This is a genomic window from Pseudoalteromonas sp. MEBiC 03485, from assembly GCF_004195145.1.
GTDB lineage: Bacteria > Pseudomonadota > Gammaproteobacteria > Enterobacterales > Alteromonadaceae > Pseudoalteromonas > Pseudoalteromonas apostichopi.
Genome location: NZ_SGBT01000001.1, coordinates 2056380 through 2081148 on the forward strand (window position 1 = coordinate 2056380; position 24769 = coordinate 2081148).

The 24769-nt window shown below is 42.0% G+C and carries 21 protein-coding genes; 16 read left to right on the forward strand and 5 right to left on the reverse strand.

The window, feature by feature from the left end:
- The first annotated feature begins 47 nt into the window (after positions 1-47).
- The 13 genes from tsf (at position 48) to EVU92_RS09515 (ending at position 12733) form a co-directional block, all read left to right on the forward strand.
- The gene (tsf, locus tag EVU92_RS09450; protein ID WP_130051014.1) at positions 48-899 is read left to right on the forward strand and encodes a translation elongation factor Ts; all 852 of its coding nucleotides are present in this window, start codon (positions 48-50) and stop codon (positions 897-899) included.
- A 151-nt stretch (positions 900-1050) separates the two neighbouring features.
- Complete coding sequence (pyrH, locus tag EVU92_RS09455; protein ID WP_130051015.1) at positions 1051-1800, forward strand: UMP kinase; 750 nt, start codon at positions 1051-1053, stop codon at positions 1798-1800.
- Between the two features lie 14 nt (positions 1801-1814).
- A complete protein-coding gene (gene frr, locus EVU92_RS09460; protein WP_054553121.1) occupies positions 1815-2372 on the forward strand; it encodes a ribosome recycling factor in 558 nt (185 codons plus the stop codon).
- Positions 2373-2476: 104 nt separating this feature from the next.
- A complete protein-coding gene (locus EVU92_RS09465; protein ID WP_130051016.1) occupies positions 2477-3256 on the forward strand; it encodes an isoprenyl transferase in 780 nt (259 codons plus the stop codon).
- 22 nt (positions 3257-3278) lie between these two features.
- Positions 3279-4145 (forward strand): phosphatidate cytidylyltransferase, encoded by an 867-nt coding sequence (locus tag EVU92_RS09470; RefSeq protein ID WP_130051017.1) that lies wholly within the window; start codon positions 3279-3281, stop codon positions 4143-4145.
- Positions 4142-5341 carry a 1-deoxy-D-xylulose-5-phosphate reductoisomerase gene (gene ispC / locus EVU92_RS09475; protein WP_130051018.1) on the forward strand — a complete coding sequence of 400 codons (1200 nt, stop codon included), beginning with the start codon at positions 4142-4144 and terminating at the stop codon, positions 5339-5341. Before EVU92_RS09470 ends, ispC begins: the two co-directional genes overlap by 4 nt.
- Position 5342: 1 nt before the next feature.
- Positions 5343-6695, forward strand: a complete 1353-nt coding sequence (rseP, locus tag EVU92_RS09480) for a sigma E protease regulator RseP (RefSeq protein WP_130051019.1) — start codon at positions 5343-5345, stop codon at positions 6693-6695.
- A gap of 106 nt (positions 6696-6801) precedes the next feature.
- Complete coding sequence (gene bamA / locus EVU92_RS09485; RefSeq protein WP_130051020.1) at positions 6802-9273, forward strand: outer membrane protein assembly factor BamA; 2472 nt, start codon at positions 6802-6804, stop codon at positions 9271-9273.
- A gap of 12 nt (positions 9274-9285) precedes the next feature.
- Positions 9286-9804: an OmpH family outer membrane protein gene (locus tag EVU92_RS09490; protein ID WP_130051021.1), complete on the forward strand. Its 519-nt coding sequence runs from the start codon at positions 9286-9288 to the stop codon at positions 9802-9804.
- Positions 9805-9813: 9 nt separating this feature from the next.
- Positions 9814-10854, forward strand: a complete 1041-nt coding sequence (gene lpxD / locus EVU92_RS09495; RefSeq protein ID WP_130051022.1) for a UDP-3-O-(3-hydroxymyristoyl)glucosamine N-acyltransferase — start codon at positions 9814-9816, stop codon at positions 10852-10854.
- Between the two features lie 10 nt (positions 10855-10864).
- Entirely contained in the window at positions 10865-11317 is a 453-nt protein-coding gene (fabZ, locus tag EVU92_RS09500) for a 3-hydroxyacyl-ACP dehydratase FabZ (protein ID WP_054562040.1), read from the forward strand.
- 2 nt (positions 11318-11319) lie between these two features.
- The gene (gene lpxA / locus EVU92_RS09505; RefSeq protein ID WP_054553112.1) at positions 11320-12090 is read left to right on the forward strand and encodes an acyl-ACP--UDP-N-acetylglucosamine O-acyltransferase; all 771 of its coding nucleotides are present in this window, start codon (positions 11320-11322) and stop codon (positions 12088-12090) included.
- Positions 12091-12364: 274 nt separating this feature from the next.
- Positions 12365-12733, forward strand: coding sequence for a septal ring lytic transglycosylase RlpA family protein (locus EVU92_RS09515; RefSeq protein ID WP_130051023.1), 369 nt, complete (start codon positions 12365-12367; stop codon positions 12731-12733).
- Here the strand turns inward: EVU92_RS09515 and cydC are convergent.
- The 5 genes from cydC to EVU92_RS09540 are packed head-to-tail and all read right to left on the reverse strand — an operon-like array spanning position 12730 to position 19099.
- A complete protein-coding gene (cydC, locus tag EVU92_RS09520; RefSeq protein ID WP_130051024.1) occupies positions 12730-14469 on the reverse strand; it encodes a thiol reductant ABC exporter subunit CydC in 1740 nt (579 codons plus the stop codon). The genes EVU92_RS09515 and cydC overlap by 4 nt on opposite strands.
- Positions 14462-16222 carry a thiol reductant ABC exporter subunit CydD gene (cydD, locus tag EVU92_RS09525; protein WP_130051025.1) on the reverse strand — a complete coding sequence of 587 codons (1761 nt, stop codon included), beginning with the start codon at positions 16220-16222 and terminating at the stop codon, positions 14462-14464. The genes cydC and cydD overlap by 8 nt, the downstream gene beginning before the upstream one ends.
- Positions 16212-16364, reverse strand: coding sequence for a cytochrome bd-I oxidase subunit CydX (cydX, locus tag EVU92_RS09530; RefSeq protein WP_036969707.1), 153 nt, complete (start codon positions 16362-16364; stop codon positions 16212-16214). The genes cydD and cydX overlap by 11 nt, the downstream gene beginning before the upstream one ends.
- A 12-nt stretch (positions 16365-16376) precedes the next feature.
- Positions 16377-17516, reverse strand: coding sequence for a cytochrome d ubiquinol oxidase subunit II (gene cydB, locus EVU92_RS09535; protein WP_130051026.1), 1140 nt, complete (start codon positions 17514-17516; stop codon positions 16377-16379).
- Entirely contained in the window at positions 17513-19099 is a 1587-nt protein-coding gene (locus tag EVU92_RS09540; protein WP_130051027.1) for a cytochrome ubiquinol oxidase subunit I, read from the reverse strand. The genes cydB and EVU92_RS09540 overlap by 4 nt, the downstream gene beginning before the upstream one ends.
- Positions 19100-19520: 421 nt before the next feature.
- Between EVU92_RS09540 and lpxB the strand changes: the two genes are divergently transcribed.
- The 3 genes from lpxB to dnaE are packed head-to-tail and all read left to right on the forward strand — an operon-like array spanning position 19521 to position 24764.
- The gene (gene lpxB, locus EVU92_RS09545) at positions 19521-20678 is read left to right on the forward strand and encodes a lipid-A-disaccharide synthase (protein ID WP_130051028.1); all 1158 of its coding nucleotides are present in this window, start codon (positions 19521-19523) and stop codon (positions 20676-20678) included.
- Positions 20668-21273: a ribonuclease HII gene (gene rnhB, locus EVU92_RS09550; protein ID WP_130051029.1), complete on the forward strand. Its 606-nt coding sequence runs from the start codon at positions 20668-20670 to the stop codon at positions 21271-21273. The genes lpxB and rnhB overlap by 11 nt, the downstream gene beginning before the upstream one ends.
- Positions 21273-24764, forward strand: coding sequence for a DNA polymerase III subunit alpha (dnaE, locus tag EVU92_RS09555; RefSeq protein ID WP_130051030.1), 3492 nt, complete (start codon positions 21273-21275; stop codon positions 24762-24764). Before rnhB ends, dnaE begins: the two co-directional genes overlap by 1 nt.
- Positions 24765-24769 lie beyond the last annotated feature (5 nt).

Consider the following 24769-nt stretch of genomic DNA (forward strand, 5'->3'; position numbering starts at 1 on the left):
CGGCCTATACCGCTTCCCTATAACAGAATTCAATTGAGGATATTCTAATGGCTGTAACTGCTGCCCTAGTTAAAGAATTACGCGAGCGTACTGGCGCTGGCATGATGGATTGTAAAAAAGCGTTAACTGAAACTAACGGTGACATCGAGTTAGCGATCGAAAACATGCGTAAGAGCGGTGCTGCAAAGGCTGCTAAAAAAGCAGGTAACATCGCTGCTGAAGGTACAATCTTAATCAAAGAAGGTAACGGTTTCGCTGCACTTCTTGAAGTTAACTGTCAAACTGACTTCGTTGCTAAAGACGCTAACTTCCTTGGTTTCGCTAACCAAGTTCTTGACGCTGCTGCAGAATCTAAAGCAGACATCGACGCACTTAAAGCACAGTTCGAAGAAACTCGTGTTGCTCTAGTTGCTAAAATCGGTGAAAACATCAATGTTCGTCGCGTTGAGTACATCGACGGTGACAAACTTTCTTCTTACCGCCACGGCGACCGTATCGGTGTTGTTGTAGTTGGTGAAGCTGACGAAGAAACACTTAAGCAAGTTGCTATGCACGTAGCTGCGTCTAAGCCTGAGTTCGTAAACCCAGAAGACGTACCAGCTGACGTTGTAGAAAAAGAAAAAGCAGTTCAAATCGATATCGCGATGAACGAAGGCAAGCCTGCTGAAATCGCTGAGAAAATGGTTATCGGTCGTATGAAGAAATTCACTGGTGAGATCTCTCTTACTGGTCAAGCTTTCATCATGGAACCTAAAAAATCAGTTGGCGAAATTCTTAAAGAGAAAGGCGCAACTGTTTCTAACTTCATCCGTTTAGAAGTTGGTGAAGGTATCGAGCGTAAAGAAGAAGACTTCGCTGCTGAAGTAGCTGCTCAAATCGCTGCTGCAAAAGGCGAGTAATTTTCTAACTTAGTGACGTAGGCCAATTAGATGAAATTAATCTGTTATTAGCTTTTGCGTCACTGATGAAAATTCTTTAAAATAACCGCGTTTTATGTGTAACCATAGCGCGGTTATTTTTTATCTCATTACTAAGGCTGGCCCAAATATTATGACTATCAATCGTAAACCTATTTTTAGACGTGTTCTTCTTAAACTTAGCGGTGAAGCATTAATGGGAGACGAAGGCTTCGGCATCGACCCAAAAGTACTTGACCGTATGGCTCAAGAAATTAAAGAACTTGTAGAGCTCGACGTAGAAGTAGGTTTAGTTATCGGTGGCGGTAACTTCTTGCGTGGTGGTTCATTAGCAGAAGCGGGCATGAACCGCGTAGTAGGCGATCACATGGGTATGCTTGCTACTGTAATGAATGGTTTGGCAATGCGTGATGCACTTCATCGTGCATTTGTAAATTGTCGTTTAATGTCAGCTATTCCACTTAACGGTGTATGTGATGCTTACAACTGGGCAGAAGCTATTAGCCTATTAAAATCTGGCCGCGTTGTAATTTTCTCAGCGGGTACAGGTAATCCATTCTTCACGACTGACTCAGCAGCGTGTCTACGTGGTATTGAAATTGAAGCAGATACTGTAATCAAAGCGACTAAAGTTGATGGTGTTTACTCTGATGATCCAGTGAAAAACCCAGAAGCTACACTATATCGCCACTTAAGCTACAATGAAATCATTGATAAAGAGCTTAAGGTTATGGATTTAGCTGCATTTACGCTGGCGCGTGACCACAAAATGCCATTAAGCGTATTTAACATGAATAAATCAGGCGCGCTTAAGCGTGTTATTATGGGCGAAGATGAAGGAACGCTTATCTCTTCACAAGCCTCAGATGAAACTAGCAAATAGATTAGGATTGAACCGTGATTAACGATATCAAAAAAGATGCGTCAGAACGTATGCAAAAAAGTGTTGCGGCACTAGGCAGTCAATTATCTAAAATTCGCACAGGCCGTGCGCACCCAGCATTACTTGATGGTATTCAAGTGTCTTACTACGGTGCTGACACACCATTAAACCAAGTTGCTAACGTAACAATTGAAGACTCACGTACACTTGCAATTAGCGTGTTCGACAAGTCATTAGCGCAAGCAGTAGAAAAAGCGATCATGGCTTCAGATTTAGGTTTAAACCCGATGTCTGCAGGTACAGTTATCCGTGTTCCACTTCCTCCACTTACAGAAGAGCGTCGTAAAGACCTAATCAAAATCGTACGTGGCGAAGTTGAAAGCGGCCGTGTTGCTGTACGTAACATCCGTCGTGACGCAAATGGCGACATTAAGAGCTTATTGAAAGAAAAAGATATTTCTGAAGATGAAGCGCGTCAAGCAGAAGACGAGATCCAAAAGCTTACAGATAAGTTCATCAAAGAGATGGATGCACAATTAGCTGCAAAAGAAGCTGAGCTAATGGAAATCTAATTGCTGCTGTTTATCTTTCAGACACTGATTCTGTAAGTAAACAGGCGCAACTAAATTTATTAGTTTTGAAACGCCGTCTAGGGTATACTAGACGGCGTTTTTTTATGGAATACTCGATATTTATGGTTCTTAACGCTGATAAAATTTCCCAGCAAAGTTTGCCTAAGCATGTCGCTATAATCATGGATGGCAACGGACGTTGGGCACAAGCGAAAAATCGCCCGCGTGTTTACGGACACAAAAAGGGCGTTGATGCAGTTCGTCAATCAGTGCAATTTTGTACTCGCTTAGGTATACAGTCGTTAACACTATTCGCATTTAGTAGCGAAAATTGGCGACGTCCAGAGGACGAAGTAAATACGCTTATGGAGCTGTTTTTATTCGTACTGGGCAAAGAAGTTAAAAAGCTTCATAAAAATAATGTAAAGCTAAACATAATTGGTGATTTATCACGCTTTTCAGAAGGTCTGCGCGAGAAAGTTGATGCAGCCCATGAATTAACTCGTAATAATACGGGTCTACAGTTAAACGTGGCAGCTAATTATGGCGGACGTTGGGATATCACTAACGCCGCAACAATGCTTGCGAAAAAAGTCGCAGCCGGTGAAATGGCCGCAGAAGATATTACTGAAGAGCTCATGGCCGAACAAATGAGTATGGCCGATCAAGGTGAACTTGATTTAATGATCCGCACCGGTGGAGATTTACGCATCAGTAACTTCCTTTTATGGCAAGCGGCTTATGCTGAGCTTTACTTTACTGATACGCTTTGGCCAGACTTCAATGAAGCTGCATTTGCTGACGCTATCGCATGTTACGTTGCCAGAGAGCGACGATTCGGTTGTACAGGCGAACAAATAAAACAATTACTCGCCGAGACCTAATTACTAGTTGAAGGTACACACATTGCTAAAACAACGAATTTTAACCTCGCTCGTGTTGGCACCACTTGCACTTATTTTGGTTTTTTATACCCCATTAACACTATTTAGTTATATCGCCGCCGGTATTGTTTTACTCGGTGCATGGGAATGGTCTGCATTTATGGGCCTGTGCGATAAAGTTAAACGTTTTGGATTTGTTGCAGCAACAGCGGCATTTTTGGCATTACTTAACTGGCATTGGCCAATAGAATCACTTTGGCAAAATGGTCAATTAGTGGGTGATGCAAATTATTTATTTACCCTGTCATTTGCTTGGTGGATTGTGGCAACTTACTTAGTTTGGCGCTATCCAGCAATGGCAAAAGCATGGAATGAAGGTATTGTGATGCGCGCCATAGCAGGGTTTTTAACTTTAGTACCGCTTTGGCTTGCACTAAATACACTGCGTAGCGCAGGTTACAACGAATCAACACATTTTGGTTCAATGCTGATTTTAGTTGTGCTAGGAATTGTATGGAGCGCTGATATTGGTGCTTACTTTACCGGCAAAAATTTTGGTAAACGCAAGTTAATGCCAAAAGTAAGTCCTAATAAAACGATAGAAGGTTTATTAGGTGGGGTCGTGGCCTCAGTTATTTTTGTCTTAATATTTTGTCACTTCACTAATGTTGATATGAGTGTTTGGCCCATCTATGCGGTGATGACTGCATTTATCGCATTATTCTCAGCGGTAGGTGATTTACTCGAAAGCATGTTCAAACGAGAAGTTGGTTTAAAAGACAGTGGCTCATGTTTACCAGGTCATGGCGGTATTTTAGACCGTATCGATAGCCTTACCGCAGCTGCGCCTATTTTTGTACTTTGCTACGCATGGACACTGAGTTTATGAGCAAAATAGAGCAACTTGTCGTATTGGGCGCAACTGGTTCAATCGGTTTAAGCACCTTAGATGTTGTTTCTAGAAACCCAGAGCGTTTTGCGGTTTTTGCATTAGCAGCCGGTAAAAATGCCGATCAAATGGCTGAGCTGTGTATCGCGCATCAACCTAAATTTGCTGTCATGGCTGACCAACAAGCCGCTTCAGCACTTTCGAACTTACTCGCTAACAGTTCATGTAACACACAAGTGCTAGCGGGTGTTGAGGCTATGAGTGAACTAGCTGCTCATGCAGATGTTGATGCTGTGATGTCAGCTATAGTTGGTGCTGCAGGTCTGCTCCCGACTTTAAGTGCGGTTGAAGCTGGCAAAAAAGTGCTGTTAGCAAATAAAGAATCTCTAGTCATGTCGGGTCAGTTGTTTATCGATAAAGTTAAACAGCATGGCGCAACTTTGCTGCCTATCGACAGTGAACATAATGCTATTTTCCAATGTATGCCAGCATCACTACAAAATGCGTCGGGCTTACTGGCTGACAATGGCGTGAGTAAAATTTTATTAACTGGCTCTGGCGGTCCTTTCTTAAAGCGCGACATAGCTACGTTATCATCAGTAACTGTTGCACAAGCGGTGGCTCATCCTAACTGGTCAATGGGACAAAAGATTTCCGTTGATTCAGCAACCATGATGAACAAAGGCCTCGAGTTTATTGAAGCTAAGTGGTTGTTTAACTGCCATGCTAGTGATATTGAAGTGGTAATTCACCCACAAAGCATTATTCACTCTATGGTGCAATATCAAGATGGCTCTGTGCTTGCGCAAATGGGTAATCCTGATATGCGTACTCCTATAGCGCATGCTTTAGCATTTCCTGAGCGCGTTGATGCAGGTGTAAAACCTCTCGATTTTTCACAAATGGCAGACTTTACTTTCACCAAGCCTGATTATGCGAGATACCCTAATTTAAAACTCGCAATTGATGCGTGTGAAATGGGGCAAGGTGCAACTACTACAGTAAATGCAGCTAATGAAATAGCTGTTGCTGCATTTTTAGATGGTCAAATAGGCTTTACGGATATTTACCGAATCAACGCAGAAACACTCAATGCTACACAAGACATTAACGTGCAAACACTTGAAGAGATTTTAGCTTGTGACCAAGCGGCACGCCTAAAGGCTACCGAGTTTGTAAAAAGAGGCTTCGACTAGCATGTTTGATTTTTTCTGGAACCTTGGTTCATTTATCCTTGCGCTTGGCATTTTAGTAACTGTACATGAATATGGTCACTTCTGGGTCGCTCGTAAAGCAGGTGTTAAAGTACTACGTTTCTCGATTGGCTTTGGTAAGCCATTGATAAAATGGTATGACAAACACAAAACAGAATATGTGATTGCGGCGATTCCATTAGGTGGTTATGTCAAAATGCTTGATGAGCGAGTTGACGAAGTTCCGCCAGAGCAGCGTCATTTATCATTTAATGCCAAATCAGTTAAAGCACGTATTGCTATTGTTGCTGCAGGTCCGATGGCGAACTTTTTATTTGCTATTTTTGCTCTTGCAGTGATGTATATGGTGGGCGTACAGTCGTTAAAACCTGTCGTTGGCGAGGTCTCGCAAGGTAGCCGTGCAGCTGCTGCCAATATTGAACCAAACCAGCAAATTATCAAAATCGGTGAAGACGATATCAACACTTGGCAAGATGCAACATTCTCGCTAATGAGCCGTTTAGGTGAACAAAGTGTTGTGGTAACGCTTCGTGACCAGAATTATCAAAAGCATGTACGTACACTCAACCTAGATGGCTGGAAATTAGATCAACAAGATGTTCCGCCATTAACCTCAATTGGTATTGTACCATTTCGCCCTAAAGCACTTTTACAAGTGGCCATGATCAGTAAAGGTTCGGCGGCTGAGGCTGCTGGCTTACAAGTTGATGACAAAATCATTGCCGTAAATGGTGAAAATATCAGCAGTTGGACCAAGTTAGTTTCACTAATTCAGCAATCACCTAACAAATCCTTACAATTTAGTGTACAAAGGCAAGATAGTATAAAAAAGCTAACTGTAACGCCACAAAGCAGAACTAATGATGCTGGTGTTTCACAGGGCTTTCTAGGTGTGTCTCCGGTGGTTGAGCCATGGCCAGAAAACTATATTGAAACTAGACATTATGGCCCTGTCGATAGTATTGTGCTGGGCATACACGAAACATGGCGTTTAATTACTCTTAGTTTTGATATGATTGGTAATTTAATTACCGGTCAGGTATCGGTTAAAAATTTAAGTGGTCCGGTGGGCATTGCAGTTGGTGCGGGAACTAGCGTAAGCTATGGCTTGGTTGCATTTTTAAGCTTTTTAGCATTAATCAGTGTAAACCTTGGCGTATTTAACTTATTACCGCTGCCAGTGCTAGATGGTGGGCACTTAATGTATTACATAATTGAACTTTTTCGCAAAAAACCGGTCTCTGAAAAGACGCAAGAATTTGGTTTTAAAGTGGGGGCCTTGCTGCTTCTGTTTTTAACATGTTTCGCATTGTTCAATGATGTATCGCGTTTATAACAAATAAGCGAAAAATTCCAATTTGAACACGATTGTAAAACACCGCAAAAGTTAAATTTATAAGGTGTTGAGCGGTAATACAGTTGTAAAGGATAAAGATAACAAAATGGCTATAAAAAAACATTTGGCAGTTTCAAGTTTATTAGGTGCTAGCTTTGCAGCCCTAGGCCAAAACTCCTTTATTGTAGATGATTTAAAAGTTGAAGGCTTACAACGTGTTGCACTCGGTGCTGCGTTAACACATATTCCTATCAACGTGGGCGATAATATTGATGAGTACACAATTTCAAGAACCATAAAGGCTCTCTATCGTTCAGGTCACTTTGACAATATTAAAGCGTTACGTGATGGCAACAGTGTTATCTTCCGAGTGACTGAGCGCCCAACGATCAGCATGATCGAATTTGATGGCAATAAAGACATCAAAGATGAGCAGCTAAATGAGTCGTTAGACCAGCAAGATATCCGTACTGGTGAGCCGCTTGATAAAACAGTCCTTGATAACATTGAAAAAGGCTTAGTTGAATTTTTCCATAGTATTGGTAAATACAATGCAAAAGTGGATGTAAGCATCATTAAGTTACCGCGTAACCGTGTAAAACTAATGTTTGAATTTGATGAAGGTGATGCAGCTTCAATTCGTCAGATTAACCTAGTTGGTAACGAATTATTCTCTGATGAAGAATTGCTTAAGTTAGCAGAGTCTCAGCAAGATCTGCCGTGGTGGCAATTCATGTCTAGCGACCGTTATCAAAAGCAAACCATTGAAGGCGATTTAGAAAAAATTCGCAGCTACTACCTTGATCGTGGTTACTTACGCTTTAATATCGATTCAACACAAGTATCAGTAAGCCCTGAGCGTGATTCTGTTTATGTTACAGCGAATATTACTGAAGGTGTTAAATACAAAGTTAAAGGCTTTGACTTTATTGGTGACTTGCTAGGTCGTGAAGAACTAATTAAAAGTGTTATTCCGCTGAAAACTGGCGAGCTTTATAATGGCTCTGTGGTTACTTCTTCTGAAGAGTTTATTAAAAGCTACTTAGCACGTTTTGGTTATGCTAATGCTGAAGTACGAACAATCCCAGAGATTGATGACGAAAATAAAGAAGTTCAGCTAACGTTATCAGTAAACCCAGGCAAGCGTGTTTATGTTCGTCGTATTATTGTGGGTGGTAACCAAAATACCTCTGATGAAGTTGTACGTCGTGAAATGACACAGCTTGAAGGTGCGTGGCTATCAAACCAAAGCCTTGAGCGCTCTAAGCTACAAATCCAGCGTTTACCTTATATGGAAAGCGTTGATTTCAATGTTGTTCCAGTCCCTGGTGTTGATGACCAAGTTGATGTTGACTTTACTGTTAAAGAACAATCTGCAGGTAGCTTCAATGCCGGTCTTGCTTATGGTTCTTATTTGGGTCTGCAATTTAACATTGGTGTGAGTGAGTCAAACTTCTTAGGTACTGGTAACCAAATTGGTTTTAACATTAATACTTCACGTGGTTCTGAGCGTGTTAGCGTTTCTTACACAGACCCTTACTTTACTCCAGACGGTGTATCGCAAGGTAGTAGTATATTCTACAGCAACTATGATGCGAGCAAGTTCAGCCTAATCGACTATAAGTCAAAGAGTTATGGTATTGGTACTAATATTGGCTTCCCAATTGATGCTGTAAACCGTATTAACTTTGGTGTCCGTTGGGTGCAAGAAGAGTTATCTGATATTGCTGAATATGAGCAAACACGTGTTATTCGTGAAACTTTCTTAGATCCTGAAAATCCAGATGCTGGCTTTGATTTTACCAAGTACGAGTTAAGCGCAGGTTGGTCACGTGTTACTGTTAACCGTGGTTTATTCCCAACAGCAGGTTCGCGCCAATCACTTAACTTAACAGCAACAACGCCGAACTCTGATTTACAGTACTTTAAGTTAAACTACGACTCGCGTTTCTACTGGCCAATCAGTAATGACCATCGTTGGGTATTTTCAACTCGTGCAGCACTTGGCTATGGTAATGGTTATGGAACAACGAATGGTTATGACCAAACACTACCGTTCCAAGAGTTCTTCAGAATCACTGAGATGGAATTACGTGGCTTCGATCGAAATACGATTTTGCCACGGGCTGTATCGCGTGTTCCGCAAAATATTCCTGGTACACCATTACCTGATGGCACTACGACTGGTAGCATTGGTGGTGCATCAGAATTTGACCAACTTTACACAGCAGGCCGAATTGGTGGTAACGCCAAAGCGGTAGCAGGGATGGAGCTAATTGTTCCAACACCTTTCTTAGATGAAGAAAACACCAGCTCTGTACGTACCAGCTTCTTCGTAGATGCAGCTAACGTATGGGATACAGAGTTTAATATTGACCGTTATCAAAACCTGTCAACAGATCAGCGTGCAAAATTGGATGATTATTCAGATCCAATGCGCTTTAGGGTTTCAACCGGTCTTTCTCTACAATGGATCTCTCCAATGGGTCCAATGCTGATCAGTTTTGCGTATCCATTGCAAAAAGAAGAAGATGACGATACGAAGACCATCAGCTTTAACATTAGTAATACATTCTAAAGGAGTTTTTTCGTGAATAAATCAATTAAATCAACAGCTTTTGCACTACTTGCCACCTTATCTATGGGTCTATCTACTAACGCATTTGCGCACAAAGTAGGTATTGTTGATATGCAAGAAATCTACAAGCAAATCCCACAAATGGCAAAAGTAGAGCAAACGCTAGAAGCTGAATTCTCTGAGCGTCGTCAAGAGCTTGAAAAGCTTCAAGGTGATATTCGTTTTGAAGCTGAAAAGTTCAAGCGTGAAGCGACAACAATGAGCGATAAGCAAAAAGATGAATTACGTACTAAGATTCAAGGTATGCAACAGCAGCTTGCAGAAAAAGGTCGTCCTTTAGAGCAAGAAATCAAAATGCGTCAAAACCAAGAACTAGCTAAAGTTCAAAAGCTAATCTTGGATGCAATCGAAGAAGTCGCGAAAGCTGGCAAATTCGATGAAGTTAAAGTTAAAGAAACAACGATTTATGTTAACCCTAAAACTGTCGATGACTTATCAAGTAAAGTTGTTGAAAAAGTAAGTAAGCAATAGAAATCATATATGCAAAACTACACGCTTTCGCAGATAGCGGATCTTCTGGGCGCTGACCTTCAAGGTGACGGCGCCACAGAAATTAAAAAAATATCTACACTTGCAAATGCCCAACATGGGCATATTGCATTTTTAGCGAACAAGAAATATCGCTCGCAATTAGATGATACTCAAGCAAGTGCAGTGATTTTGTCACCAGCAGACGCTGAGTACTTTTCAGGTAATAAACTTGTTGTTGCAAACCCTTATGTTTGTTACGCAAAGCTCGCTCAATTGATGGACACCACACCGCGCTCTGCAGTGTCGGGTATTCACCCAAGTGCAGTCATTCACGATTCAGCCTCTATTGGCCATAATGTCGCGATCGCAGCCAATGTGGTAATTGAAGCGGGTGCTGTTATTGCTGACAATGTGCAGATTGGCCCAGGCTGTTTTATCGGTGAGCAAGCAAAAATAGGTCAAGGCACAAAGCTTTGGGCAAATGTTAGCGTTTACCATGAAGTTGAAATTGGCAGTGACTGTTTATTCCAAGCGAATACGGTCGTGGGCAGTGATGGTTTTGGTTACGCTAACGAGCGTGGCGAATGGGTGAAAATACCGCAACTTGGTCGAGTTATAATCGGTGATAAGGTTGAGGTAGGTGCGTCTACCACGATTGACCGTGGCGCACTAGACGATACTATCATCCACAGCAATGTAATTATCGATAATCAATGTCAAATAGCGCATAATGTCGAGATCGGTTCAGGTACAGCGGTTGCTGGTTGCACGGTATTTGCTGGCAGCACAGTGATCGGTAGGAATTGTCAGATTGGCGGCATGGTTGCAATTAATGGTCACATTAGCGTATGTGATGGTGCTATAATCACTGGCATGAGTATGGTGACTAAGGCAATCACAGAACCTGGAATTTATTCTTCAGGCTTGCCACATTTAACCAATAAAGAATGGCGACGTAGTATTGCCCATATCCGTAACCTTGGCGATATGAAAGACCGCATTAAAGCACTTGAGTTACTGACAAAGTCACTCAATATTGAAGACAAATAAGGATGCTATTTTGGCAAATGAATTAAATAGTCTTGATATCCAAGATATCTTGAGTTTACTTCCGCATCGTTACCCGATGCTACTTGTTGACCGTGTACTTGATTACACGCCAGGCGAGTCGTTACATGCTATAAAAAACGTAACAGTGAACGAACCTATTTTTACGGGTCATTTTCCTAATCAACCTATCTTTCCAGGTGTGTTGATTTTAGAAGCAATGGCACAAGCAACTGGCTTACTTGGTTTTAAGACAGTTGAAAATCGCAGTGATAACGAACTATATTTATTCGCAGCGATCGACAATGCGCGATTCAAACAGCCGGTATTACCTGGTGATACCATGCATTTGCATGTAGAGTTTGTAAAAGAGCGCCGCAATATATGGAAATTTGCAGCAGAAGCAAAAGTTGACGGCAAAGTAGTGTGTACTGCCGAAATCATGTGTGCGAGAAGAGAGTTTTAATAGTGATCCATCCTACGGCAATAATCGAACCAGGTGCAAAACTTGGAAATAACGTATCAGTTGGCCCTTATAGCTATATCGGTAACGATGTAACTATTGGTGATAACTGTATCATCGAATCTCATGTGGTTGTAAAAGGCCCATCGACGATTGGTTCTGGTAACCATATTTTCCAATTTGCTTCGGTTGGTGAAGCTTGCCAAGATAAAAAGTACGCTAATGAGCCAACAACCTTGATTATTGGTGACAACAACGTGATCCGTGAGTGTGCAACTATTCACCGAGGTACAATTCAAGATCAAGGTGTGACAAAAATTGGTAGCAATAACCTATTCATGGCTTACACACACGTTGCACATGATGCAGTCGTGGGCGATAACGTTATTTTTGCTAACAATGCCTCTGTTGCTGGCCACGTTCATGTAGGTGATTGGGTGATCCTTGCAGGTAATTCTGGTGTGCATCAGTTCTGTAAAATCGGTTCTCATGCCTTTGTTGGTATGTACTCAGGTGTTAATAAAGATGTACCGCCATTTGTAACAACTATTGGTACGCCGGCGGGCCCTGTAGCAATCAATACTGAAGGCATGAAGCGCCGAGGTTTTGAAAGCGATGAAATCATGGCCACACGTCGTGCATATAAAACACTTTACCGTAAGAGCTTAGGTGTTGAAGAAGCAATCGCTGAGCTAAGCGAAGATGCTGCGAAGTACCCAGCTGTTCAGCTGATGATAGACTTTGTGAAAAGTTCTGAGCGCGGAATTATTCGCTAATTATAAGCGATAGACTAAAAGCCACCGAAAGGTGGCTTTTTTGCTTTTATAGTTCAGGTTTTGCTAAGAAATACCAATCCGCAATAATACTTAATCATTTTGAGGAATTAAACCTGTCGCTATCTGCGTTAAAAATTTCTAATTTAGAACAACTAAATAACGAAATTTTTGCCTTGCTATCAACGAGGTTTTATTGCCTCAAAATAGACCATTTAATTAAGCGAATTGGTATAAGCGCTTGCTACCTTTATGGTAAAAAAAAGGATTATATAATATGAACAAACTCATCCTCTTTGCATTATTAAGCTTAATTATAACTGGTTGTAGTAGTGCGCCTTCGATATCTAAAGGAGTGATTGAAAAAGGCAAAGCCAGTTATTACGCTGATAAATACCATGGCCGAACTACAGCAAGTGGAGAGGTGTTTAATCAACAGGCATTGAGCGCGGCTCATCAGACGCTTGGCTTTGGCAGCAGAGTAAAGGTCACCAATATTAGTAACAATAAAAGTGTGATTGTTACCATTAATGACCGCGGCCCATTTATCCGCGGTCGTATTATCGATTTATCAAAAAAGGCGTTCTCACAAATTGCCTCTGTAAAGCAAGGTGTGATTGACGTCACAGTTGAGCGACTCGATTAAAAACGGGTGATAAGCTCCACGTAATCAGCTTCATTCGCCACTAATTCAGCATGACTTGCAAGCGCTCTTACTTGTCCTTGTTCTAACCAAATAACCTTATCAACACGACTTAGCATTTCTGGATCGTGAGTAATGGTCAGCATAGTTTTATCGGCCCATATTTTTTCAAGCGTAGTGAGCAATTTCTGCTTGGTATGGTTATCTAGGCTCTCTGTTGGTTCATCAAGAACAATTAAATTACCTTCCCTTAATAGGGCTTGGGCAATGGCGATTCGACGTGACTGACCATGTGAAAGTTTTCTTCCCGCGGTGCCTAAACGGGTATTAAGGCCGGTCTTTAAGTTGTTTAGCCAAGAGCCAAGTTCAGCTTGTTCACAGGCTTCAATAAGCATTTCATCAGTCGCCTCTGGCGCTGCATAGCGAAGATTCTCACGAAGCGTACCATCAAAAATATGATGTTGCTGAGCAACAATTGTCAGCTGCTTAAAGCGTGTTGCAGCCGTCATGCTTTCTAGTTCAAAGGTACCTTGATCTGTAATGAATTTTAATGAGCCTGATTGCTTTGGCCAAAGGCCTGTGAGTAAGTTAACAAGAGTAGTTTTGCCACTGCCACTGGCACCCACTAGCGCAACCTTACTCCCCGGTGTAATCACAAAATTGATATTATTAAGAGCTTTGTTTTTCGCTCCTGCGTATTGGTAATTTACCGCAGCCAGTTCAAGACCTATTGCAGATTGGTGAGCTAAGCAGTTTTGCTGTTTACTTAGATGGCTGCTGTGCTTATCTTCAAGTGCAAACAGTCGCTTTGCAGCACTTAGGGTGAGTGGCAACTCGATAAATGCAGTGGGCAAGGTGAGCACTGTTTCAAAACTTGCTAATACAAATAACGCGAGCATCGCCAGTTCAACGTTTTTCATGGTTCCCATTGCAACCAGTGGAATTATCATAAATACACTGGCTAGCATGGTAAGCTGTATCACCAAAGTGCTTAAGCCATTGCTGTTTGCAACGGCTTTGTGGCGGTTATAGAGCTGGCTGTTGTATTGCTTACTCAGTAAGTCACAATGGGTTAATTGCGCTTCTTGTGCTTGATAAACAGCAAGCTCTCTTGCACCTTTTAGAGTATCGGCAAGTTCAGACCTTAATTCTGCTGAAATTTGTGTTTCTGCATCTGCTTGTCGGTGAAGTTTACGGCTTAATATTGCTGGTAGCAGTACGCCAATAATCATCAGTGAAATAAAGCAGACTAATGCAACCTCAGCGCTATACATAGCCATAAATGCCATTACGATAGGGATGCTGATAATCGCGACGATAATGGGAAGCAGCACATTTAGGTAAAACTTATCTAGCGCATCAACATCGTTTTGTAGGCGGTTAAACAAATCGCTACTACGACTCATTGCTAAGTCAACGTTGTTTAGCTGGCTGAGGGTCCTGAACATTTTTACGCGAAATTCGCTCAGTAATAAAAAGGTGGCATTATGAGTTATCATCCGCTCACCGTAACGTGAAGCTGTGCGTACTATCGCTAAAAAGCGGATCACCCCAGCTGGAGTAAAGTAATTCATCTGCACTCCGGCAATACCAGCGGCTGCCATGGCTGCTAAAAACCAACCCGAAATAGCGAGTAAGCCAACGTTAGCAAGTACCGTTAAGCTTGCTAAAAAAGCACCCAGTAACAGCATGCCAGCATGAGGCTTGCATAGCTTTAATAAGCGTATAAAGTTATGCATGGGCTTCACCTTGGCTCACGAGTTTAGCTAAGAGGCCTGCTTGTTCAATGAGTTGCTGATAATGACCAGATTCAACAATTTGACCTTGTTGCATTACGTAAATATTATCCGCCTGTTTTACCGTATTAAGCCTGTGAGCAATAACCAACACGAGATGGTTTTTTGCATAATCTTGAATTGCCTGATTGATTAGGCGCTCTGTTTGGCTGTCTAAGTGCGCTGTAGGCTCATCAAGCATTAGCACAGGGGCATTTTTTAAAAACGCACGGGCAAGGGCTATGCGCTGCTTTTGCCCCCCAGAGAGGCCTTCTCCTTGCTCACCTAATAAGGTATTAAATCCATCAGGTAAGGCGTTTATAAACTCTAGCGCACCTGCTCTCATTGCGGCCTCGTCGAGTTCTGTTTGACTTGCATCTGGTTTAGCTAATCTCAGATTGTCTGCAACAGTTCGATAAAATAACGTGGCTTGTTGTGGGATCCACGCAAGTTGTGCTTGCCAATCATGTAAAGCAATAGTGCTTAGTTGCTGTCCGTTAATGATAATGGCACTGCTGGCTTGATGATGAAAACCCAATAGGCAATCAAATAAGGTACTTTTACCAGAGCCACTTTCACCCACAAATGCAATTAGGCCTTTTTTAGGTAGGGTTAAGTTTATATCAGTCACCCCTTCATTTGTTTCGGGGTAGTGGTAGCTAAGCGCACTCAGTTGTATGTCTTTTAGCGGTAACTCAAGTTTAGAGGAACCTAAATGTTCATCGGCGTCGCTCTGATTAATTATGTCGACCATATCAGCAGCGGCGCTAATACCCTCGAGCTTTGCATGGTAATGAGTGCCCATTTGTCGAAGTGGTAAGTAAAACTCAGGAGCCAGTAATAGCACTACAAATCCGGTGGCAAAATCGAGCGTACCAAAAAACAGTCTAAAGCCAATGATCACTGCAACAAGTGCAACACTAATAGTGGCTAAAAACTCAAGTGCGAAAGAAGATAAAAAGGCAACTTTCAATACTCCCATGGTTGCACCACGGTAATCATCAGAAATCTGACTGATACTATTTAGCTCACGCTTGGTTGCATTAAATAGTTTTAATTGAGTAAGCCCTTGTAGGCGGTCGAAAAAGTAATTGCCGAGTACAGCAAGTTGCTGCCAACGTTCTTGGTTGAGCTGCTCAGCTTTATGGCCCACTAAAATCATAAAAAATGGGATAAGCGGGGCTGTTAAAAGAAAAATGAGCCCAGCTTTGTAATCGGTTGGAAAAATCACTACTAATATAGCCAAAGGGATCAGTGCGCTGTATGCCACGCTGGGAATGTAGTTTGCGTAGTATTGATGCAGCGCTTCAACACCATTATGTAATGTATTAAGCGTTGCGCCATGTCCTTTTTGTTCACTATAGGCCGGACCAAGTTTGGTTAACTTTTCAAGTAATGTATTGCGCATCACGTTTTTTATTTTTAATGCGGCAAGGTTACTTACTCGCTCACTAAGAGCAACAAGCACAGCGCGTAGTAAGATAAGTCCAGCAAGAGGCCATAACAAGGGGGTTACAGCTTGCAAGTCTGCTTGCTCAAACATGACTTGATGAACAGCGTTTGCAAGAAGATAACAAGAGGCAATCATTAATAGGGCATTGAGTGTACCCAGACTAATGCTTAATTTAAGAAGTCCTGAAGCGGACTGACTATACTGCTTTAAAAAAGCGCGCAGCGTTTGCTGCTGCGCGCGATTTGGTCGGGGTTTAGTTGTCATCGTTGTTTTTGAGTCTCGCGTACAGCTCTAGCTCATCATCAGCGATAGAATCTTTATGTTGGTGAAATTCGTACCACATTACGTTAATCACCCCAAGAGTACAGGCTAATAGAACACCTAATATCCAGGCAAAATACCACATATTTAAATCTCCTTAATAGCTACCGTGGGTGTTGTTTTCAATTTCATTGATGGTTACTTTGCGCCACATTTTCACATAACACCATGTCGTGTAAATAAGAATAAGTGGTACAAAAATAACGGCAGCGAAAAACATCACGTTTAATGTCATATGGCTCGAAACTGCATCCCACATAGTTAGACTAATATTTGGGTTATTGCTCGAAGGCATAACGAACGGGAACATTGACATACCCGCAGTCAATATCACACCTGCTAGCATTAAGCTTGAAGCGATAAGTGCCATCGCTGGTTTTTGTAATTTAGATAACACAATTGCCAGTGCAGCCATGATAAAAGCAAGAGCAGGGAACAGCATTGTTAATGGCATTTTTGTATAGTTATCAAGCCATGCACCAGGTGCCTGAGTTACTGTTTTAGCCAATGGATTTGCAAAGCCTTGTGTATCGCCCATGCTAACGATTTTATAACCGTCAATTTGAGATACCCACACACCTGCTAAGGCAAATAATACAATAAACGCCATAAGTGCATATTGGCCATATTGTGCTGAACGTTTTGCTACTTCTGCATCAGTTCGAAGTTGCAACCACATACCCGCATGACCAACTAGCATAAGTACACTAACGAGACCAACGACGATGGCAAACGGGTTCAATAACGCAAAGAATGAACCTTGGTAGCTAACACGTAGTAGATCATCGATATGATAAGGCACACCTTGTAATAGGTTACCAAAGGCAACCCCAAATACGAGTGCTGGAATAAAGCTACCTGCAAACAGGCCCCAATCCCAGTTATTACGCCAGCGTGGTGAATCTATTTTTGAGCGGTAATCAAAACCAAGCGGTCTGAAAAATAGCGCAAATAACACCAGCATCATTGCAAAGTAAAAGCCAGAGAATGCGGCTGCATACACCATAGGCCAAGCAGCAAAGAGGGCACCACCTGCGGTGATGAACCATACTTGGTTTCCATCCCAGTGAGCGCCAATGGTGTTAATTACTGTACGGCGTTCAACATCAGTTTTACCAACCAGACGAAGCAAAATTGCCACGCCCATATCCATACCATCGGTCACTGCAAAGCCAATCAGTAATACACCAATTAACAGCCACCAAATTAGTTTTAGTGTTTCGTAATCAAAAATCATGACTGAGCTCCTTCGCTTACAAGTGAATCCGCTTTGGCAAGTTCATGGTGATATTTACCGGTATGAAGCGAGCTTGGACCTTGTTTAACAAAGCGCAGCATCAACCAGCCTTCAACTGCAGCTAGACCTGTATAGAATACTAAGAAACCAGTAATACTAATCAATAAGTCATTCACCGTCAGCGACGAGGTTGCCAAGAAGGTCGGTAGAATTTCTGAAATTGCCCAAGGTTGGCGACCGTATTCTGCAACAATCCAGCCAAACTCAATGGCAATCCAAGGAAGTGGAATACTCCATACTGCAGCCCAGAGTAACCAACGCTTTTGCTCAATAATACGGTGTGCATTGTAATAAAACGCCAGAACAAATACGCCAAGCATAATGACACCACAGCCAACCATGATTCTAAATGACCAGAACATAGGGCCAACTTGAGGGATTGAGTCTTTCACTGCTTTTTGAATATGTTCTTCTGTTGCATCTACCACGTTAGGTGTGTAGCGCTTAAGTAACAAACCATAGCCAAGATCAGCTTTTAAAGTATCGAATTTAGCAATGTTTTCAGGGGTGTCTTCACCACCACGAAGCTTCTCTAGGTATTCGTATGCAATCATGCCATTACGAATACGCTCTTCATGCTGTGCTTCGAGGTCTTTAATGCCTGTTACTTGCTCATCAATTGAGCGCGTTGCAATGATACCTAGCGCATATGGAATTTTAACAGCAGCGTGGGTTACTTGCTCTTCAGAGTCAGGAATACCTACCAGTGTGAATGCAGCAGGGGCTTCTTCGGTGTGCCACTCAGCTTCAATGGTAGCGAGTTTTACTTTTTGCACCTCGCCAACTTCGTAGCCAGATTCATCACCAAGTAAAATAACACAAAGAATAGACGCTAAACCAAAACCTGACGCGACCGAGAACGAGCGTTTTGCAAAAGCAAGGTCGCGACCTTTTAAGATGTACCAGCTACTAATACCAAGTACGAACATAGATGCTGCAACATAGCCTGCTGATACGGTATGAATAAACTTAACTTGTGCGACTGGGTTAAATACCAATTCAGCAAAGCTGGTCATTTCCATACGCATGGTTTGGTAATTAAATTCAGCACCTACCGGGTTCTGCATCCAACCATTTGCTACTAAAATCCATAGCGCAGATAAGTTAGTACCTAATGCCATCAAGAAGGTTGCAGCAAGATGCTGGCGTCGTGTCAGTCGTTCCCAGCCTAAAAAGAACATACCCACAAAAGTTGATTCTAAGAAGAAAGCCATTAAGCCTTCAATCGCTAGTGGAGCACCAAAAATATCGCCCACATAGTGAGAGTAATAAGACCAGTTGGTACCGAACTCAAACTCCATGGTAAGGCCTGTGGCCACACCAATCGCAAAGTTAATACCAAATAACTTACCCCAGAACTTAGTCATATCACGATAAATTTCTCGACCAGTCATCACGTAAACGGATTCCATGATCACCAAAATCCACGTCATACCTAAGGTAAGTGGGACAAATAGGAAGTGAAATAGGGCAGTGATTGCAAATTGCAATCGCGATAGATCCACAAATGTTTCATCTATCATTGTTAAGCTCCTTGTTAGCGGGTGCGGTAGACACGACAAATTATCGGTTATAAAGTTTCAGTAATTATTGAAACTTTGCGAATAGTAAACCTGTATTCATTTTAGTCAATAGGAAAATATGAAATAAAGATGAATTAATTATGTTCATCTTTTCTACAGATTAGAGATAAAACTCTAAAATTTCAAATATTTAATCGTTATAAAAAGCCTGTTAGCTATGGCTTATTTTATTCTTTTTCATATATTTTTTTTAGCAAGCGGCAATAAACCTGCACGATTCGCGCTTAAGAAGCTCAATCATTGAGCAAGTAAGCACGCTAATTTCGATTTCTAGTATTTATTAACTCTGTGACATTTATCCGACTGCTAAAACACGGTAAACTCATTTTTATTAGTGCCAAAAGTTGCGAATTATCAACGAATGAAAGAACATACAAAGCCGTTACGTATTGCCTTGGTGGCAGGTGAGTTATCTGGTGATATTTTAGGTGAAGGGCTAATAAAAGCACTTAAACGCCGTTTTCCGGATGCCATATTTGAAGGGATTGCGGGCCCGCGTATGCAAGCGGCTGGCTGTAAAACATTATTCGATATGGATGAATTATCGGTAATGGGTTTAGTTGAGGTACTTGGCCGGTTACCTCGCTTACTTAAAATACGCAAACAATTAGTGCAACATTTTATCGACAATCCACCGGATGTATTTATTGGTATTGATGCGCCTGACTTTAATTTACGTGTTGAAAAACCGCTAAAAGAAGCAGGCATTAAAACAGTACAATATGTTAGTCCATCAGTGTGGGCGTGGCGTGAAAAACGTATTCATAAAATCAGTGCAGCCACAAATTTAGTGTTGGCATTATTACCGTTTGAAAAAGCCTTTTACGATAAACACGGTGTACCATGTACTTTTGTTGGGCACACGCTTGCCGATGATATTGCACTTGAGCATGACCAAACCGAGGCTCGTAACAAACTTGGTTTAGCACAAACAGATAAAGTGCTAGCGTTATTACCGGGTAGCCGTGGTTCTGAAGTGGGGCTTTTAAGCGAAACCTACATCGAAACGGCATCTAAACTACAAGCACAAAATCCTGATCTTAAAATTGTGGTGCCATTAGTTAATGAGAAACGAAAAGCACAGTTTTGTGAAATTTTAGAAAAAACAGCTCCTGAGCTAAAACTGCAATTATTGGACGGTCAGTCAAACCTTGCAATGCAAGCAGCGGATGCCATTTTACTTGCCTCAGGAACCGCAACACTTGAAGGCATGTTGTATAAAAAGCCGATGGTCGTGGGCTACAAAATTAAGCCTATGAGTTATTGGATATTCAAAACATTATTCACTTTTAACATTAAATATTTCTCGTTGCCTAACTTATTAGCCAATGAAGAACTAGTACCAGAATACCTACAATCAGAGTGTAATGTTGATAACTTATCAGCTGCGCTAACACCTATGTTGAATACGGATAACAGTGAACTAAAAGCGCGCTTTTTAGCCATCCATAAAGACATAAGATTAAATGCCAATGAACAAGCTGCAGCAGCAGTCGCGGAGTTACTAAATGCAAATTGAACGACCGAATGTTAATTATATTGCTGGTGTAGATGAAGTTGGCCGTGGTCCATTGGTCGGTGATGTTGTTACCGCTGCGGTGATACTCGACCCAAATAAGCCTATTGCAGGTTTAACCGATTCTAAAAAGTTATCAGACAAAAAACGTCAATTATTGGCTGCAGAAATAAAAGAAAAAGCGCTGTGTTATGCCATTGGTCGCTGTAGCCCAAGTGAAATTGACGAATTAAATATATTGCACGCCACTATGCTAGCAATGAGTCGCGCAGTTGAAGGCTTAAGTGTTAAACCTGAGTTTGTTTTTATTGATGGCAACCGTGTGCCAAGCCAACTGACAGTTCCAGCACAGGCGGTAGTAAAAGGCGATAGCTTGGTCGAAGAGATTTCAGCTGCTTCTATTTTAGCTAAAGTTGCCCGTGATGATGAAATGATTGAGCTTGATAAGCGTTATCCTGATTATGGCTTTGCAGGCCACAAAGGCTATCCGACTAAAGCGCACTTTGCGGCACTCGAACAATACGGTGCAATTGCAGAACATCGTAAAAGCTTTAAACCTGTTCAGCGCATTTTGGCGTTAAAAGGAGAGCAATTGTAATGCCAGCGCCGCAATTTGTTCACTTACGTGTTCACTCAGATTTCTCAATGGTGGATGGTCTAGCTAAAACTAAGCCGATTGTAGCTAAAGCAGAAGAGCTGCAAATGCCTGCATTGGCTATTACCGATCAGATGAACTTATGTGGTTTGGTGCGTTTTTATGGTGCTGCCCATGGTGCCGGTATTAAGCCAATTGTCGGCGCTGATTTTTGGTTAAGAAGCCCTGAATTTGAAGACGAACCTAGTCGTATTACCATCTTAGCGAAAGATAACGAAGGCTATAAAAACCTTACTTTATTGATCTCTAAAGCATATCAGCGCGGACATTTATTTCATCGCCCTGTGGTTGACCGTGAATGGCTGGTGGAGCACAAAAATGGCCTAATCTTATTATCTGGTGCGAAAGATGGTGACTTAGGTAAAGCCCTATTAAAAGGTAACCCTGGGCTCATTGAATCGGTAGTTAGCTTTTATAAGCAGCATTTTAGCGATCATTATTACATTGAGCTTATTCGTACTGAGCGTGCTTTAGAAGAAGACTATTTACACCTAGCTGTTGAGCTTGCCGCAAAAGAGCAGTTACCCGTGGTGGCAACTAACGAAGTAGTGTTTTTAAAACCAGAAAACTTTGAAGCCCACGAAATCCGAGTTGCAATCCATGACGGTTACACATTAGAAGATAAACGTAGACCAAAACGCTTTTCTGAGCAGCAATATCTTAAAACAGCGGAGCAAATGGCTGAGCTATTTAGCGATATTCCAGAAGCGTTAGAAAACACCGTTGAAATTGCCAAGCGCTGTAATGTGACCGTGCAGCTAGGGACTTACTTCTTACCAGATTATCCAACTGGATCGCTGAAAATTGACGACTTCTTGGTAAAGGTTTCTGAAGATGGTCTTGAAGAGCGTTTACAGTTTTTATTCCCCGATGAGCAAGAGCGTAAAGAAAAACGTGTTGAGTATGATGAGCGTCTAAAAATAGAGCTCGAGGTAATCAACCAAATGGGGTTCCCTGGTTACTTCTTGATCGTAATGGAGTTCATCCAGTGGAGTAAAGATAACAATATTCCGGTAGGACCAGGGCGTGGTTCTGGTGCTGGTTCGCTAGTTGCATATGCACTAAAGATTACCGACCTTGATCCGTTAGAATTTGACTTACTATTCGAACGTTTCTTGAACCCTGAGCGTATCTCAATGCCCGACTTTGACGTCGACTTCTGTATGGACCGACGCGATGAGGTAATCGATCACGTAGCGGCGCTTTATGGTCGTGACGCGGTATCTCAGATTATCACTTTTGGTACCATGGCCGCAAAAGCGGTTATTCGGGACGTAGGCCGTGTATTAGGTCACCCTTACGGCTTTGTTGATCGTATTTCGAAATTAGTACCGGGCGATCCGGGTATGACCTTAGCTAAAGCCTTTGATGTTGAGCCACGTTTACAAGAAGCCTACGACGGTGATGAAGAGGTAAAAGAACTTATCGATATGTGTCGCATCCTTGAAGGGTGTACACGTAATGCCGGTAAACACGCTGGTGGTGTTGTAATATCTCCAACTACTATTACTGACTTTGCGGCCCTTTATTGTGATGATGAAGGTAAATTCCCAGTAACGCAATTTGATAAAAACGATGTTGAGACGGCAGGCTTAGTTAAGTTCGACTTCTTAGGTTTAAGAACGTTAACTATCTTGCAGTGGGCGCTTGATATGACTAATGAGCGCTTAGCCCGAGAGGGGAAAGAGCCGGTTGATATCAACGCTATTCCTCTTGATGATAAGCCAAGTATTGAGTTACTGCTACGCGCCGAAACCACCGCGGTATTCCAGCTAGAATCTCGTGGTATGAAAGATTTGATTCGCCGTCTGAAACCCGACTGTTTCGAAGATATGATCGCACTGGTAGCACTATTCCGCCCAGGTCCATTGCAATCAGGCATGGTAGATAACTTTATCGACCGTAAGCATGGTCGAGAAGAAATATCCTACCCAGATGTGCAATGGCAACATGAAAGTCTGCAGCCAATATTAGAGCCAACCTACGGTATCATTCTATACCAAGAACAAGTAATGCAGATTGCGCAGGTTCTAGCAGGTTATACGCTAGGTGGCGCTGATATGTTGCGTCGTGCGATGGGTAAGAAAAAGCCAGAGGAGATGGCAAAGCAACGTTCAACCTTCGAAGAAGGAGCTGTTAATAACGGAGTTGACGGCGAACTTGCAATGAAAATCTTCGACTTGGTAGAGAAGTTCGCAGGTTATGGTTTTAACAAATCTCACTCAGCTGCTTATGCCTTAGTATCGTACCAAACACTGTGGATGAAAACCCACTACCCAGCAGAGTTTATGGCTGCGGTAATGTCGGCGGATATGGATAACACCGATAAAATTGTTACCTTGGTAGATGAATGTGAAAACATGAAACTGACCTTGCTACCACCAGATGTAAATGCCGGTGAGTACAAGTTTACGGTTAATCTACAAGGTGAAATTGTCTACGGTATCGGTGCAATTAAAGGGGTCGGTGAGGCGCCTGTTGAAGCTATTTTAGAAGCTCGTAGCGAAGGTGGTCCGTTTAAAGACTTATTTGATTTTTGTGCCCGTGTTGACTTAAAGCGTTTAAATAAGCGTGTTGTTGAAAAGCTTATTTATGCCGGAGCACTCGATCAACTTGGCCCAGATAAAACACAGCCTGGTCGTGCTACCTTATTGGCTAGTTTAAAAGATGCAATGCGAGCAGCCGATCAGCATCATAAGGCTGAGTCACTAGGGCAGGCAGATTTATTTGGTTTACTTGCGACAGAGCCAGATGAAGTTGAACAAGCATTCATTAAAGCAACTGATTTAACCGACAATGAGTGGCTTGATGGTGAGAAAGAAACCTTAGGCCTGTATTTAACTGGCCACCCAATTAATCAGTATCGTAAAGAGTTAAAACACTATACAACGGGAAGACTAGTCGATTTACAGCCAACTAATCGCGATGTGCAGTCCACAGCTGCAGGCTTAGTGATTTCTGCCCGAACCCTGATAAACAAAAAGGGAAATCGTTGGGGTCTTGTAACTTTAGATGACAAGAGTGCCCGTATTGATGTACGCTTATTCCCAGAACAGTTTGAAATGTACCAAGATTTGCTGCAAGTAAACAATATCTTGGTAATATCAGGACAGGTCAGCTTTGATAACTTCTCCGGTGGCATTACAATGACCGCTAGAGACATATGCACCATCGCTGAGGCGCGAGAAAAACGTATAAAAGCGATTAAAATGACCTTAAATATGGTGCAGATCGAGGCGAACTTCTTCGATAATTTACAAAAAGTACTGGAACCTTATAAGTTTGGTACTTGTCCTATTAAAGTATTCTATCAACGTCCGGATGCGTTGGCTGAGATTACTTTAGGAACCGAATGGTGTGTTACGCCGAGCGATGACTTAATTCACAAGTTATCGCTTATGGCGGCGCAAGATGTAGAACTAGAATTTAATTAATTAGG

Coding starts and splice junctions, on each gene's coding strand:
- tsf (WP_130051014.1), top strand. CDS start 48: ATGGCTGTAACTGCTGCCCTAGTTAAAGAATTACGCGAGCGTACTGGC.
- pyrH (WP_130051015.1), top strand. CDS start 1,051: ATGACTATCAATCGTAAACCTATTTTTAGACGTGTTCTTCTTAAACTT.
- EVU92_RS09465 (WP_130051016.1), top strand. CDS start 2,477: ATGGAATACTCGATATTTATGGTTCTTAACGCTGATAAAATTTCCCAG.
- ispC (WP_130051018.1), top strand. CDS start 4,142: ATGAGCAAAATAGAGCAACTTGTCGTATTGGGCGCAACTGGTTCAATC.
- rseP (WP_130051019.1), top strand. CDS start 5,343: ATGTTTGATTTTTTCTGGAACCTTGGTTCATTTATCCTTGCGCTTGGC.
- bamA (WP_130051020.1), top strand. CDS start 6,802: ATGGCTATAAAAAAACATTTGGCAGTTTCAAGTTTATTAGGTGCTAGC.
- lpxD (WP_130051022.1), top strand. CDS start 9,814: ATGCAAAACTACACGCTTTCGCAGATAGCGGATCTTCTGGGCGCTGAC.
- EVU92_RS09515 (WP_130051023.1), top strand. CDS start 12,365: ATGAACAAACTCATCCTCTTTGCATTATTAAGCTTAATTATAACTGGT.
- cydC (WP_130051024.1), bottom strand. CDS start 14,469: ATGCATAACTTTATACGCTTATTAAAGCTATGCAAGCCTCATGCTGGC.
- cydD (WP_130051025.1), bottom strand. CDS start 16,222: ATGACAACTAAACCCCGACCAAATCGCGCGCAGCAGCAAACGCTGCGC.
- cydX (WP_036969707.1), bottom strand. CDS start 16,364: ATGTGGTATTTTGCCTGGATATTAGGTGTTCTATTAGCCTGTACTCTT.
- cydB (WP_130051026.1), bottom strand. CDS start 17,516: ATGATTTTTGATTACGAAACACTAAAACTAATTTGGTGGCTGTTAATT.
- EVU92_RS09540 (WP_130051027.1), bottom strand. CDS start 19,099: ATGATAGATGAAACATTTGTGGATCTATCGCGATTGCAATTTGCAATC.
- lpxB (WP_130051028.1), top strand. CDS start 19,521: ATGAAAGAACATACAAAGCCGTTACGTATTGCCTTGGTGGCAGGTGAG.
- rnhB (WP_130051029.1), top strand. CDS start 20,668: ATGCAAATTGAACGACCGAATGTTAATTATATTGCTGGTGTAGATGAA.
- dnaE (WP_130051030.1), top strand. CDS start 21,273: ATGCCAGCGCCGCAATTTGTTCACTTACGTGTTCACTCAGATTTCTCA.